Raw genomic sequence first — 12,889 nt, 5'->3', positions numbered from 1 at the left:
ATCTAATCATTAATGCTAGTCATTGCATTGTTATAAAAACCTTGTATGTGTTTTTTAGTGATTAGTTTGTCGTATCTATTAACCATTCCAAGAATATACTCTCTTTGTTTTTTACTTAGTGTTTTATCAGCTACAAAATCATTAAACAATTGTTGGTTTTTTAAACGAATAGTTTCAAGGGTAGCATCTTCTCTTACCTCTGTATCTACTCTAGTATCTGTATCTACTCTAGTATCTATGTCTATTTCTTTATCTTTATCTTTTTCTTTATCTTTTTCTTCTCTACTCTTCTCTTTCTCTTCTCTATGTAACAATGTTACACAATCCGTCACATTGTTATTTTTATCTGTCACATCGTGACAATTCTCAGTCACATCTTGTATTTTATTTGAATCATTTTGTTTCTCTTTAGCCCTTGCGTTTCTCATGATTGAAGCTGTTCTACCCTCTTTTCCGACCATTTCGGCTAATTTTTCAATACAGTAGACATCATTTGAAACAGTAATATGATTCTTACTAATCAAAAAATCTAAAACAGCCTTAACATGTTCAACTTCTTCATCTATTGCAAAAGCTATTTCTTCCTCTGGAGTTTCTGAATAATGTTCAAATTTAATTTGACCATTCGTTTCTAAGGACATTAAGAGTAATTTTAGGTAAATTATTACATAGATTTCCCCATGTTCTTTCCGTCGTAAATATCTAACTTCCTTCATATCAAAGAAACCTTTGGGCAATTTCAACCAATAATACTTTTTTTCTGCCACTCTTTTTTTGCCCTCCTTTCCTTTAATTTAAATTAATAGTTACTTGTTTAAAACGTCATTCTAAATTTATCTTTCATACTTATTTTATTAATATTAAAATTCATTAAAATATTGTTGTATCAATATTATTTTGCTATAATATAAAAAACAATTTAATACATTTCGGGGTGTATTAAAATGGATTCATTTCTGTCTGCTACTAGCGTTTAGTTAGTAGCTTTTTCTTTTTGCATAAATAATAACGCAAGCACGACATTATTAATGATTTCCTTAGTTTTAACCTTTGTAACTTTTAAATGTTGCAAATTATGTTCTCGTTTTACTTCCAACGCTGTTTTTAACGCATCATATTTAGGTACATCCCTTACATAAGTAACCAATAAATAATAATCTTCCTTTTCTATCAATTCTGCATAATGTGGTACTTTACTCATTTTTTACATCTCCTTAAAATAATTACCGTAGGGATTGTTAGCAAGATGTTCCCTCATCTTCCAATTCGCTTATAATTCGTTCGCCCATGTCAAAGACTTTTTTGGCCTGGTCTTTTACTACATCATTACTTGCTCCTTCACTGACCATTTGTGTTAAAAGTTTAAATTCTTTTACATACTCTTTTTTCATATTTTCCATAGTTAAAATTCCTTTCTTTCTACTGTGGGGGTGGTGTTTTAAAATTTTTTCTTTTCTAAGAACTCATGTACATCATTAATATCAAACATGATTTCTTTGCCTTTTAAGAAGCTTCTAAGCCCTTCTCTTTGCCACTGTTCAATTACTTTAGGGGCGCAAGTAAAATACTCACATAGCCCCTTTTTATTCAAATAACGGGTATTCGTATTAGCTTGTATTTCTTTTTTTGCTTTCTCTACTGCTTGTAAAGTTAACTTAAGCAACTCTTCAAAAATTTCTTGCTGCACACTTTCGGGCAGATAAACGGGTATGCCCTGTACGGTCATTCTATAACCTCCTTTCTTTATAAATTTATTACTAACTATAAGAGTCTAATAAATATCATTACTATTTTTTATTTCCTCATAATCATTTAACCAATTCATAATTTCGTTAAAAATTCGTCTGTTAACATCATAATCTCCATTTTCAACCTTTTTTAAAGTTGCATAAGTTGTATTGAGTTTTTCTGCTAACTTTTTAATTCCAATACCATTTAAGGCTCTTTTTACTTTAATTTTTCTTGCTGTGTTTTTATCAATTAACATATATTACCCTCCTTCCTAAAAGTGAATTATTACAGCACTTTCTTTATTTCTGACGCTATTTTATAACACTTTATTCTACCTGTCAATACTAATGTGTCATTTTATTTCACTTTTTTTAAAAAAAGTGTATAATAATGTCTAAGGCGGTGTACTTATGAACAGAATTAAAGAACTTAGAAAAAAAGAAAAAATCACACAGCAAAAACTTGCTGAATTACTAGATGTATCAAAAAGAACTATCATAGCTTGGGAAAATGAAGAAAGAGAAATTAAAAAAGAAAAAGCTGAGCAAATTGCTGAAATTTTAAAAGTTAGTGTAGGTTACTTATTAGGTTACACAGACAATAAGGCAATTTATGATGATGAAGAAATCATTACTTCTCCAAGAGGTCATGTTAGAGGAACTACTTCTAAAAAGAGGGATAAACGTAACGACTTAAATGAATTTATTTCATTTTTAAAGAAAATTGATGTAGTTATTAGTAATAAAAAGGTCGAACTTCTACTCGATTTTATCTATGAATTAGATACGTTTAACGAAAATGATTACATTGCTAATTACTTTACCTATGATGCTATGATGGGCAATTCTGAAGAAATTTTTAACGAAATGTCACAAGAGGGATATTCATATTTAGTTGAATATATTCCTGAAGATGACAACGAAACTGATGAATTATAAAAAACACTGATTTTTATAAAACCTTTTTATTTTCGCCGTGGGGGTGGAGTTAGAAAGGAAATAACTATGATTCAAGAATATAGATTAAAAGACGGCTCTAAACGTTTCAAATTTAGAGTTTATCTAGGTTTAGATAACCTAACAGGAAAACAGATAGAAGTTATTAGGAAAGGTTTTAAAACACGTAAAGAAGCCTCCCTGATGGAAGCTAGAGTAAAACTGGAATACGAGAATAATTCGTATATAGGGAAAAATCAAAAATACAAGTTCAAACAGGTATATGAGCTATTTCTAATTGAACATAAAAACACTGTTAAACCTGGAACTTATGCAACGACCAAAAGATACGCTAACCTGCATATACTCCCTAAAATTGGGAATAAGCCAATGGATAGCTTTACTGTAATGGATTGTCAAAAGTTAGTTAACCAATGGGCAGAATACTTTAACAGTGCAAAATACCCTAAAGGTATCACTCAACAAGTCTTTGATTATGCTATTAAGATGGATATTATCCAAGATAACCCTATGAGAAAGGTTAAGCTACCTAAGCGAAAAGGTGTAATCAATGAAATAAGCAAGTATTACACTACTGAAGAATTAAAACATTTTTTTGAATGCTTAAAGGATTACAACAATCTTAAATTCAGTGCATTCTTCCGTATATTGGCTTTTACTGGAATGAGAAAAGGAGAAGCCTTAGCCCTTGAATGGTGTGATATTGACTTTGAGAAAAAGTTAGTACATATCAAAAAAGGCGTATCACTTGATGAAAATGATACGCCTATCATCTCTACTCCTAAAACTAAAAAGTCAGTAAGAACTGTTAGTATTGACAATGAGACAGTATCTGTCTTAAAAAGATGGAAACTCGAACAAGCAAAAGTATTAATGAAAAAAGGTATCAACTCATTAAATAAGCATCAGTTGCTCTTCACGTATGAAGATAATAAACTCTATCGTCCTTGTTATGTGAACGATTGGTTAGACAGCATCATAAAGACATACAACCTAAAAAAGATAACTATTCACGGTTTCCGTCATAGTCATTGTTCTTTACTCTTTGAAATGGGAACTCCTATTCAAGTAGTTCAAGAAAGATTAGGTCATAGCAATATCAAAACAACAATGGATATTTATACTCACGTAACTGAAAAACAAAGAGATAAATTAGCTGATGAATTTGCTAAACATGTAGGTTTTTAAAAATCTCTGGTACTTTTTCTGGTACTTTTGCAAAAACAGAAAAAATAAAAGCCCTAGAAACACTGAATTAACAATGTTTCTAGGGTCTTATTAAAAACTAGCCTACGCTACCTTCCATCTCGTACGCGATTAAACGGTTTAGTTCAACAGCGTATTCCATTGGAAGTTCTTTTGTAAATGGTTCAACGAATCCCATAACAATCATCTCTGTTGCTTCTGACTCGCTAATTCCGCGACTCATCAAGTAGAACAATTGCTCTTCTGAGATTTTTGACACTTTCGCTTCGTGCTCAAGTGCAACTTTATCATTATGAATTTCATTAAATGGAATCGTATCTGATTTCGACTTGTCATCCATAATAATCGTGTCACATTCGATATGCGAAATAGAATAATCTGATTTCTTACCAAATGTTACTTGACCGCGGTAGTTCACCGCTCCACCATCTTTAGCAATCGATTTTGAAACGATTGAACTTGACGTATGTGGTGCATTATGAATCATCTTCGCACCGGTATCTTGGTGTTGGCCTTCTCCGGCAAATGCGATGGATAACATTGTCCCCTTCGCGTATGGTCCTTCTAAGAAGACAGATGGATATTTCATCGTTGTCTTCGCCCCAAGGTTTCCATCGATCCACTCAACCGTTCCGTGAGCAGCAGCTCTGGCACGTTTCGTTACCAAGTTATACACATTATCCGACCAATTTTGAATCGTTGTATAGCGGCAATATCCGCCTTCTTCAACGAAAATTTCAACGATCGCTGCATGTAAACTATTTGAAGAATATGTTGGTGCTGTACATCCTTCAACATAGTGTACGCTTGCTCCCTCGTCTACGATAATGAGCGTACGTTCGAATTGACCCATGTTTTGGTCGTTGATACGGAAGTACGTTTGAAGTGGCACATCACATTTCACACCTTTTGGTACATAGATAAACGTTCCGCCTGACCATACTGCTGAGTTTAAAGCAGCCAACTTATTATCCGTTGGTGGTACAAGTTTGGCGAAGTATTTTTCGAATAATTCTGGATATTCTTTCAAAGCAGAATCTGTATCTGTAAAAATAATTCCAAGTTTATCGAATTCTTCTTTCATATTATGGTAAACCACTTCAGACTCGAATTGTGCTGAAGCTCCTGCTAAATAAGCACGTTCTGCTTCAGGAATCCCGATTTTCTCGAAGGTATCTTTAATTTTTTCAGGAACATCATCCCATGAACGCGCTGGCTTATCGCTGGCACGTTTAAAATAAGTAATTGCATCAAAATCGATATCTGAAAGGTCCGCTCCCCAAGTTTGCATTGGCATGTTTTGGAACGTCTTTAATGATTTTAATCGGAAATCAAGCATCCATTGTGGTTCGTTCTTCACCTTTGAAATCGTACGAACGACTTCTTCACTTAATCCCATTCCTGTTTCATAAACAGGTGTTACATCCTCATGAAAGCCATATTTGTAATCGGCTAATTCAGGAACTCCACTCATTTTGTCACCACTTTCTTATGCTTTCTCATTTTCTACTGCACGTTCTAATGCTTTCCACGCAAGAGTGGCACATTTGATACGCGCTGGAAATTTTTGAACACCGGCAAGTAACGCCGCATCCCCTAAAGGTTTTTCATCCACGGTTTCACCCTGCACTAGACTTGAGAAATCTTCTGCTAGAGCGACCGCTTCGTCAACTGTCTTTCCAATAATCGCATCACTCATCATGCTGGCACTAGCCATACTAATCGTACAGCCGTGTCCGTCAAAGTGAACATCGTCAATCACGCCATTATCATTTACGACAAGTTGCAACTGCAACACATCTCCACACGTTGGATTATTAAATTCAATCGTTGGAATGCTCGCATCATCCACCAATCCTTTATGGTGAGGATGAGACGAATGATCCAAAATCACCTGACGATAAAGCTGATCTAATTTAGATAAGGCCATATTGGAAAAACTCCTTTACTTTTTCTAATGCTTCTAAAAACTTCTCAGCTTCTTGAAGCGTGTTATAAATATAAAAACTTGCACGGCATGTTGATGGTACATCGAGCCATCTCATTAAAGGTTGCGCGCAATGATGTCCTGCACGAACCGCAAAACCTTCCATATCAAGCGCAGTTGCGATGTCGTGTGGATGGAGGCCATCAATCGTAAAGCTAATGACTCCAGAATGTTGTGCTGGGTCACTTGGCCCGTAGACTGTCACACCTTCCATCTCTTGCATCTTTGGTAAGAGATATGCAACCATTTCTTGTTCATGCTGATGGATATTGTCCATGCCGATTTCTTCTAAATAATCAATAGCAGCTGCCAGTCCAATGGCTCCTGCGATATTTGGAGTACCGGCTTCGAATTTCCACGGCAGTTCATTCCACGTACTCTCCTGGTCATACACGAAATCAATCATTTCTCCGCCAAATTCTATAGGATTCATCTCTTGAAGAAGTGCTTCTTTTCCATATAAGATACCAATCCCTGTAGGAGCCAGCATCTTATGTCCACTAAAGGCATAGAAGTCACAGTCTAACGCTTGGACGTCCACCTTTTGATGTGGAGCTGCTTGAGCACCATCTACAACAAGGATGCCTCCTACTGCGTGAACCATTTCAGCCACACGTTTCACATCCGTTACCGTTCCAAGAACGTTTGAGGCGTGGTTAATCGATACGATTTTTGCCTTCTCGGTTAATAATTTACCTGCTGCTTCGAGGTCTAATTCGCCCTCTTTGGTTAATGAAAAATAACGTAAGGCGGCTCCTGTTTGTTTGGCCACTTGTTGCCAAGGCACCACATTCGAATGATGTTCAGCTGGGCTAATCCAAATTTCGTCCCCTTTTTGAAGTCGATTTGGTGCAAATCCTTGTGCTACCCAGTTTAAGCTGGTTGTTGTTCCACGCGTAAAGAGCACTTCTTTTGTACTCCCAGCATGGATAAATTTCATCACTTTAGCGCGAGCCGCTTCATATAAGTCTGTTGCTTCCTGTGCTAATGTATACACCCCACGATGAATATTGGCATTGTGGATTGCATAGAATTTTTCAAGGGCTTCTACGACTGGACGTGGCTTTTGTGTGGTGGCTGCATTGTCTAAATAGACAAGCACTTCATCGTTGACTTCACGCTTTAGAATCGGAAAGTCTTCTCGAATCGTTTTACTAATCATAGCTAGCAACCAACTTTTGTTCAATCATATCTACAAGTTCTTTTTGAAGAGTACTTGAAGGAATTGAACGAATCACGGCTCCTAAGAAGCCACGAATCACGAGGCGTTTTGCCTCAGCTTCTGAGATTCCACGGCTTGTTAAGTAGAATAATTGTTCATCATCCACTTGTCCTACACTTGCTGCGTGTCCAGCCGTTACTTCATTTTCATCAATTAATAGAATTGGGTTCGCGTCTCCACGTCCGCCTTCTGAAAGCATGAGTATACGACTTTCTTGTTGCGCGTCTGCAAATTTCGCTCCTTTAATAATATGTCCAATTCCGTTAAAGGTTAAGGTTGATTTATCTAAAATAACACCATGTTGCAGGATATGTCCTACTGAATGTGGCGCATAGTTTGTCACACGTGTATCGATTCCTTGTACTTGGCGTCCTGTAGAAATACCGATAACGTTCACTTGTGAATGAGAACCGTCTCCGCGCAATTCAGAGTCGAAGTCCGCAATCACATTTCCGTCATTCATAATGCCAAGTGCCCAGTTAATCGTTGCATCTTTTTCAAGGTATCCGCGGCGGTTCACATACGCATCTGTTGATTGACCTAAAGTATCCACAGCCGCAAATTGAACTTTCGCCCCTTGTTTGGCGATCACTTCTACAACAATGTTTGCTGTATTCTTTTTGTCTCCAACACTCTCAAAACGTTCCACATAAGAGCCCGAGCTATTTTCATCCGCCACAATTAACACGTGTTTCACGAACGCTTCGTCCACTAAGTTGTTTTGAACGAAATGAGACTCAATAATCTCTTCCACGGCTACATTTTTAGGAATATAAATAAATACTCCTGAGTTGACCATCGCAGCGTGATAAGCCGTTAAGCTATCTTCATCGACTGGTACAGCTTTTGTCATATAGTACGGTTTTACAAGCTCTGGATATTGTTCCAAAGCGTCAAATAAATCCATCACCAGAACATCATTCATGGCTGTTTCAGCATTCATTTCTTCCCAGTAAGATACCGCACCTAATTGTACAATTTTGGCACTCCCAGCTGCTGTTGGGATCACTTTTGGGAGCTCCTCAATCATTGAAGTGCCTTCTCCAATTGAAGACTGAAATAAGTTCCAACGGTGGAATTTCACACGTTCAATAAATGGTAAGTCTAGCGTTTTAGCAAGTTCTAACCCTTTTAAACGTGTTTGTAGAAACCACTCTGGTTCATTCTTTGTAAGAGAGAATGCGGTGATTTCTTCTGGTGTTATGGTTAATTTTGTCTCTGCCACAATCTCACTCCTACTCTTGATGTTCAATCTTGATTCCTAATTCTTCACTGATTCCTTTGTATCCTTCAGCTTCTAGGCGACGAGCAAGAGACGCATCTCCTGTCATCACAACACGGCCATCCATCATAATATGTACTACATCAGGTTCAATGTAATTTAAAAGACGTTGGTAGTGCGTAATAATTAATGATCCAAAATTGTCACCACGCATCGCATTCACTCCACGTGACACAACTTTTAGGGCATCAATATCTAAGCCTGAGTCGATTTCATCTAAAATCGCAAAAGTTGGTTCAATCATTAATAATTGAAGAATTTCATTACGTTTTTTCTCACCGCCTGAGAACCCCTCATTTAAGTAACGTTCTGCCATTTCCTCTGGCATATCTAATAGGGCCATTTTTTCATCAAGTTTCTTGATGAATTCACGAACTCCCATTTTGTCGCCTTCCTCACGACGTGCGTTGATTGCTGAACGCATGAATTCTGCATTTGTCACCCCAACGATTTCACTTGGATATTGCATCGCTAAGAATAGACCTGCACGAGCACGCTCATCTACTTCCATTTCTAAGACGTTTTCGCCGTCTAATAGGATTTCTCCTTGCGTTACTTCATAACTTGGGTGGCCCATAATGGCTGCGGAAAGTGTTGATTTCCCAGTTCCGTTTGGTCCCATGACTGCATGAATTTCTCCAGTGTTAATGGTTAAATTAACGCCCTTTAAAATTTCTTTATCTTCAATCGATACATGTAGATTTTTAATCTCTAAAGTTGCCACGATTCATTCTCCTTTATAATCATTCTATTCTGTCTTATTTTATCCTAATTGAGAACGATTCGCAAATAGACGCTCTCTTTGAAAATGATACAAATACTTTTCAATTCAATGAAAATGAGTTATGATGGTACTAATTTTTGAAAGAAAGGCTGATGCATATGCAAACTTATCCACTTATTGGTATTGCAGGAAATCATCGCCAAGATAACACGGAAGAAGATCGCTACATTTTATCGTATGCACCAAACGGTTTTGTCCGTGGTCTTGAAAAAGCAAAAGCGATTCCTGTCATCATTCCCATCCGTACCCCAGAATTTGCAAAAGAATTTATCTCTAGGGTTGATGGACTCCTATTAGCAGGTGGACAGGACGTTTCGCCACTTCTATATGGTGAAGAACCACATCTTAACTTGGCACGTACTTATCCTGCTCGTGATGCGTTTGAAATTGAGCTCATTAAAGAAGCTTATAGACAACACAAACCAATCTTTGCAGTGTGTCGCGGCTTACAAATTCTGAACGTCGCACTTGGCGGAACACTCTACCAAGATATTGAATCACAATATGATAATATTTCTGTGAAACATACACAAAAAACAATGCCGAGCCAACCAACTCATACGATCCAAATCGCAAGTGGTAGCGAACTTTCTCGCGTTCTTGGAACAACGACTCCTGTGAACTCTTATCATCACCAAGCGGTTAAACAATTAGCCTCGGATTTTGTCCCTGTTGCTTGGAGTACGGATGGGCTTATTGAAGCATTTGAATCTAAATCGGAGGACCAAAGCGTCGTTGCCGTTCAATGGCATCCTGAACTATTAATTGAAGATAGTAATGTGATGCAAGGGTTATTTGATAACTTTGTGGAACGCGTTAATCGCTCAAAGCAAAATGCAAAATAAAAAACTACGAACTCTCACTCGTTGAGAACTCGTAGTTTTCTTTTCTTATCTTTATTTCACTTCACATTGTTCACATGGAAGGTCTTCATCTAATAAAGCATTGAATGCTGCTTCGTCTACTCCAGTTAGGCGTAGAATCCAGTTTTTCTCTTCTGCTAATTCATTTAAGAATTCTGGATTTTCTTCTAAATCGTCATGGAAAACAACGACTGTTCCGCTAAGTGGCGATAACAGTTCAGTCACTGCTTTAGCCGCTTCTACGCTAATAATGGAATCTTCTGTCGTTACTTCTTTATTTTTAAGCAATTCAACAAAGCTCACATCGCCAAGATCATCTTGCCCTTTAGGAGAAAGACCGATTATATATTCTTCTCCTTCTTTTTTAATCCAAAGTCCATTTTCACTATACTTTTTCATCTTATCTCTTCCATTTCTCTTCATACACTTCTTCTTTAAATCCAAATGTTGCTTCGCCATTATCCAATACAAGCGGACGTTTAATTAACATCCCATTACTTGAAAGGAGACTTGCTGCTTCTTCATCACTCATCGAAGGTAATTTATCTTTTAAGCCAAGAGAGCGGTAAAGTTCTCCACTCGTATTCGCCATTTTCTTCCACTCTAAGTTCTGAGTTTCTTTAATCTTTAAAAGTTCTTTGGCAGTTGGCGGGTTCTCACGAATATCCTTTTGCTCAAACTTTACTCCATTTAAGTCAAACCATTTTAAAGCTTTCTTACAAGTTGTACATGTTGGGTGAACATAAACGATCATTTTCCATCCTCCTGACGTAAACGTAACATGGTTGCATCTTGGTGTTTTGCTCCGAATGCATCTTCTTCATCATCAAATATGGTGCTCTTAAAGTGGTAACGCATCGACATAATAAGTCCTATCCCCATCATATTTCCAAGCAAGCTTGAACCCCCTTGAGAAATAAATGGTAATGGAATCCCTGTAAGTGGTAATAGCCCAATCGTCATTCCAATATTTTCAACAACGTGGAATAGAATCATCATAATAACGCCTGTTGCGATATAAGTATAAAATTCATTTTTCGTATCAAAACAAACGCGAATCATTTGATAAATCAAAATAAAGTAAATCGCGATTAAGAAGGTTCCTCCTAGGAACCCAAAGTTTTCTCCGATTGTCGCAAAAATTAGGTCAGATTCTCGAACGGGAACATAAACATCTGAGACTCCAAATCCTTTACCAAACATTCGACCAGAACCAATTGCTTTCAAACTTTGGAACAATTGGAAACCATTTCCACCTTGATCACGATATGGATCTAACCAAGAATCGATACGAGCAAATTGATAATTTTTAAATCCGATATTTAATAGTAGTTGACGGTTATAAACAACTAAATAGATTAAAAGGGCTCCAATTAAAATCACTGTAATGATAATTGGAAGGAGAATCTTCCAACTAATCCCTGACATAATCATAACTCCACCCAAAATCATTAAGAAAACTAAGGTTGTTCCTAAGTCATTTTGTAGGATCACTAAGATCAATGCTGGAGCTGCCCATAACACTAATTTGACGAATAATTGCCAGTCGGTTCTTCTAGTTTTATATTTTGTCTTCATATTATGAGAAGTCGCAACTTTTGCTAAGATTAAAATATAAAAAATCTTCACGACCTCTGAAGGCTGGAATGAGAAAGTACCGAATCTGAACCAACTCTTCGCCCCCGTATCTGCAAATGTGGCTCTATCATAGAGGAAGAGAACGGCTAATAGCATGAGTAAGCCTAAAATATAACCCCAAGTGGTTAGTTTCCATAGTTGCTCCGAATCAAATTGCATAATGACAATAATTGCAATGACTCCAACTACATACCACACAACCTGCATGAGTACCATTCTTAATGAACCATTTCCACTAATTAAATACGTCGTAGAAAATAGTGTAGCAATACTAATAAATGCTAATAACAATACTGGAAGAATGACACCATAATCGATTCGTGAATCTTTATCATTGTACATTAAGTTCTTTTTTTTCATCAGTTACTCCTTCATTTTCTTTTTTAGGGTGTCTAAATCGATAAATAATGACATTCAGAACTCCGCCTAAAATCATTACATTAGCTATAAAATACAGCCAAATCATAAATACAATCAATGTCCCAAATGCACCATTGGCTGTTAAATTGCGTCCAGCATAGTGGATATAGATCGAAAATAGTTGCGAAATTAATACAAATCCAATGGTTGCAAAGAATCCTCCAGGCAAAGCATAGAGGAACGACCATTTCACATTTGGAATTGCAAAATACATAAAACTCAGTAATAAAAATACCGTTATGAAAAGCATCCCCCATTTAATAAATGAAAAATCTAAAATAATGGTTGATAAATTTAAAGAGAAAAACTCTCCTATAAGACGTAAAAATTGCTCTCCAAAGATAAACAATACAGAAACTGCAAAAATCATTAAAATTGCAGCCATCGCAATTACAATCGCAAAAAATCTTTCAAAAATAAAATTCCTTCGAACAGGAGCACCATATAAAACATTCAATGCTCTTTGCAAACTACTAAACATTTGAGAAGCAGGCCAAAATAAAATTAAAAGACCCACTGAAAGGGCTCCTCCATTAAAATTGCCAAGGTAATTCCTTAAAATCGGAATCAACACTTCATTAATATCCGCAGGAAAAATAGTTCTCATCGTTTTAAAAATAACATCAACAGGGATTGGTAAAAGTGGGATGATATTGGCAATCAACATAATAATCGGAATAATGGATAGCAAAATATAATATGTCAATGCTGCAGATTCTACACCAATATTCACGTGCATTAAATTCTCTTGAATAATATTCCAAAGCCTGTTTCCAAACTTTTTCAATCTCTGCACAACC

The 12,889-nt window shown here is 36.5% G+C and carries 17 protein-coding genes; 3 read left to right on the top strand and 14 right to left on the bottom strand.

What is annotated here, in order from left to right; genetic code table 11:
* Window positions 1–2: 2 nt before the first annotated feature.
* From HMPREF3103_RS05980 to HMPREF3103_RS05965, 5 genes are all read right to left on the bottom strand, one after another.
* Window positions 3–767 (bottom strand): phage replisome organizer N-terminal domain-containing protein, encoded by a 765-nt coding sequence (locus HMPREF3103_RS05980; RefSeq protein WP_070438241.1) that lies wholly within the window; start codon window positions 765–767, stop codon window positions 3–5.
* A gap of 206 nt (window positions 768–973) precedes the next feature.
* Window positions 974–1,201, bottom strand: a complete 228-nt coding sequence (locus tag HMPREF3103_RS05975) for a hypothetical protein (RefSeq protein WP_070438238.1) — start codon at window positions 1,199–1,201, stop codon at window positions 974–976.
* A 37-nt stretch (window positions 1,202–1,238) separates the two neighbouring features.
* Entirely contained in the window at window positions 1,239–1,400 is a 162-nt protein-coding gene (locus HMPREF3103_RS09525; RefSeq protein ID WP_168132833.1) for a hypothetical protein, read from the bottom strand.
* A gap of 38 nt (window positions 1,401–1,438) precedes the next feature.
* The gene (locus HMPREF3103_RS05970; protein ID WP_070438235.1) at window positions 1,439–1,726 is read right to left on the bottom strand and encodes a hypothetical protein; all 288 of its coding nucleotides are present in this window, start codon (window positions 1,724–1,726) and stop codon (window positions 1,439–1,441) included.
* Window positions 1,727–1,771: 45 nt separating this feature from the next.
* Window positions 1,772–1,987 carry a helix-turn-helix domain-containing protein gene (locus HMPREF3103_RS05965; protein ID WP_070438232.1) on the bottom strand — a complete coding sequence of 72 codons (216 nt, stop codon included), beginning with the start codon at window positions 1,985–1,987 and terminating at the stop codon, window positions 1,772–1,774.
* Between the two features lie 154 nt (window positions 1,988–2,141).
* Between HMPREF3103_RS05965 and HMPREF3103_RS05960 the strand changes: the two genes are divergently transcribed.
* Window positions 2,142–2,669 carry a helix-turn-helix transcriptional regulator gene (locus HMPREF3103_RS05960; protein WP_070438229.1) on the top strand — a complete coding sequence of 176 codons (528 nt, stop codon included), beginning with the start codon at window positions 2,142–2,144 and terminating at the stop codon, window positions 2,667–2,669.
* Window positions 2,670–2,735: 66 nt separating this feature from the next.
* On the top strand, window positions 2,736–3,875 hold the full coding sequence (locus tag HMPREF3103_RS05955) for a tyrosine-type recombinase/integrase (protein ID WP_070438226.1): 1,140 nt from the start codon (window positions 2,736–2,738) through the stop codon (window positions 3,873–3,875).
* Window positions 3,876–3,972: 97 nt separating this feature from the next.
* Here the strand turns inward: HMPREF3103_RS05955 and sufB are convergent, their stop codons facing one another.
* From sufB to sufC, 5 genes are read right to left on the bottom strand one after another with little or no spacing between them, the layout of a single operon-like run.
* Window positions 3,973–5,367, bottom strand: a complete 1,395-nt coding sequence (gene sufB / locus HMPREF3103_RS05950) for a Fe-S cluster assembly protein SufB (protein WP_070438223.1) — start codon at window positions 5,365–5,367, stop codon at window positions 3,973–3,975.
* Between the two features lie 15 nt (window positions 5,368–5,382).
* On the bottom strand, window positions 5,383–5,823 hold the full coding sequence (sufU, locus tag HMPREF3103_RS05945; RefSeq protein ID WP_070438220.1) for a Fe-S cluster assembly sulfur transfer protein SufU: 441 nt from the start codon (window positions 5,821–5,823) through the stop codon (window positions 5,383–5,385).
* Window positions 5,810–7,042 (bottom strand): cysteine desulfurase, encoded by a 1,233-nt coding sequence (locus HMPREF3103_RS05940; RefSeq protein ID WP_070438217.1) that lies wholly within the window; start codon window positions 7,040–7,042, stop codon window positions 5,810–5,812. The genes sufU and HMPREF3103_RS05940 overlap by 14 nt, the downstream gene beginning before the upstream one ends.
* On the bottom strand, window positions 7,035–8,327 hold the full coding sequence (gene sufD / locus HMPREF3103_RS05935; protein WP_070438214.1) for a Fe-S cluster assembly protein SufD: 1,293 nt from the start codon (window positions 8,325–8,327) through the stop codon (window positions 7,035–7,037). Before sufD ends, HMPREF3103_RS05940 begins: the two co-directional genes overlap by 8 nt.
* Window positions 8,328–8,337: 10 nt before the next feature.
* Window positions 8,338–9,108, bottom strand: coding sequence for a Fe-S cluster assembly ATPase SufC (sufC, locus tag HMPREF3103_RS05930; RefSeq protein ID WP_005606700.1), 771 nt, complete (start codon window positions 9,106–9,108; stop codon window positions 8,338–8,340).
* Between the two features lie 158 nt (window positions 9,109–9,266).
* Between sufC and HMPREF3103_RS05925 the strand changes: the two genes are divergently transcribed.
* Window positions 9,267–10,013 (top strand): gamma-glutamyl-gamma-aminobutyrate hydrolase family protein, encoded by a 747-nt coding sequence (locus HMPREF3103_RS05925; protein ID WP_070438328.1) that lies wholly within the window; start codon window positions 9,267–9,269, stop codon window positions 10,011–10,013.
* Window positions 10,014–10,064: 51 nt separating this feature from the next.
* Here HMPREF3103_RS05925 and HMPREF3103_RS05920 read toward each other — a convergent pair whose 3' ends face one another.
* Genes HMPREF3103_RS05920 through HMPREF3103_RS05905 form a run of 4 tightly spaced genes read right to left on the bottom strand, consistent with a single transcriptional unit; the run spans window position 10,065 to window position 12,876 of the window.
* Window positions 10,065–10,430: a glycine cleavage system protein H gene (locus tag HMPREF3103_RS05920; RefSeq protein WP_039849088.1), complete on the bottom strand. Its 366-nt coding sequence runs from the start codon at window positions 10,428–10,430 to the stop codon at window positions 10,065–10,067.
* Window position 10,431: 1 nt separating this feature from the next.
* Entirely contained in the window at window positions 10,432–10,785 is a 354-nt protein-coding gene (locus tag HMPREF3103_RS05915; RefSeq protein ID WP_070438212.1) for an arsenate reductase family protein, read from the bottom strand.
* Window positions 10,782–12,029, bottom strand: a complete 1,248-nt coding sequence (locus HMPREF3103_RS05910) for an FtsW/RodA/SpoVE family cell cycle protein (protein WP_005606705.1) — start codon at window positions 12,027–12,029, stop codon at window positions 10,782–10,784. The genes HMPREF3103_RS05915 and HMPREF3103_RS05910 overlap by 4 nt, the downstream gene beginning before the upstream one ends.
* Window positions 12,001–12,876 carry a YihY/virulence factor BrkB family protein gene (locus HMPREF3103_RS05905; RefSeq protein ID WP_148128812.1) on the bottom strand — a complete coding sequence of 292 codons (876 nt, stop codon included), beginning with the start codon at window positions 12,874–12,876 and terminating at the stop codon, window positions 12,001–12,003. Before HMPREF3103_RS05905 ends, HMPREF3103_RS05910 begins: the two co-directional genes overlap by 29 nt.
* Window positions 12,877–12,889: the final 13 nt, after the last annotated feature.

The organism is Granulicatella sp. HMSC30F09 (genome assembly GCF_001806915.1).
Taxonomy (GTDB): domain Bacteria; phylum Bacillota; class Bacilli; order Lactobacillales; family Aerococcaceae; genus Granulicatella; species Granulicatella adiacens.
Note: the sequence above shows the minus strand (reverse complement) of the source record. Positions and strands in the feature narration are given on the sequence as shown.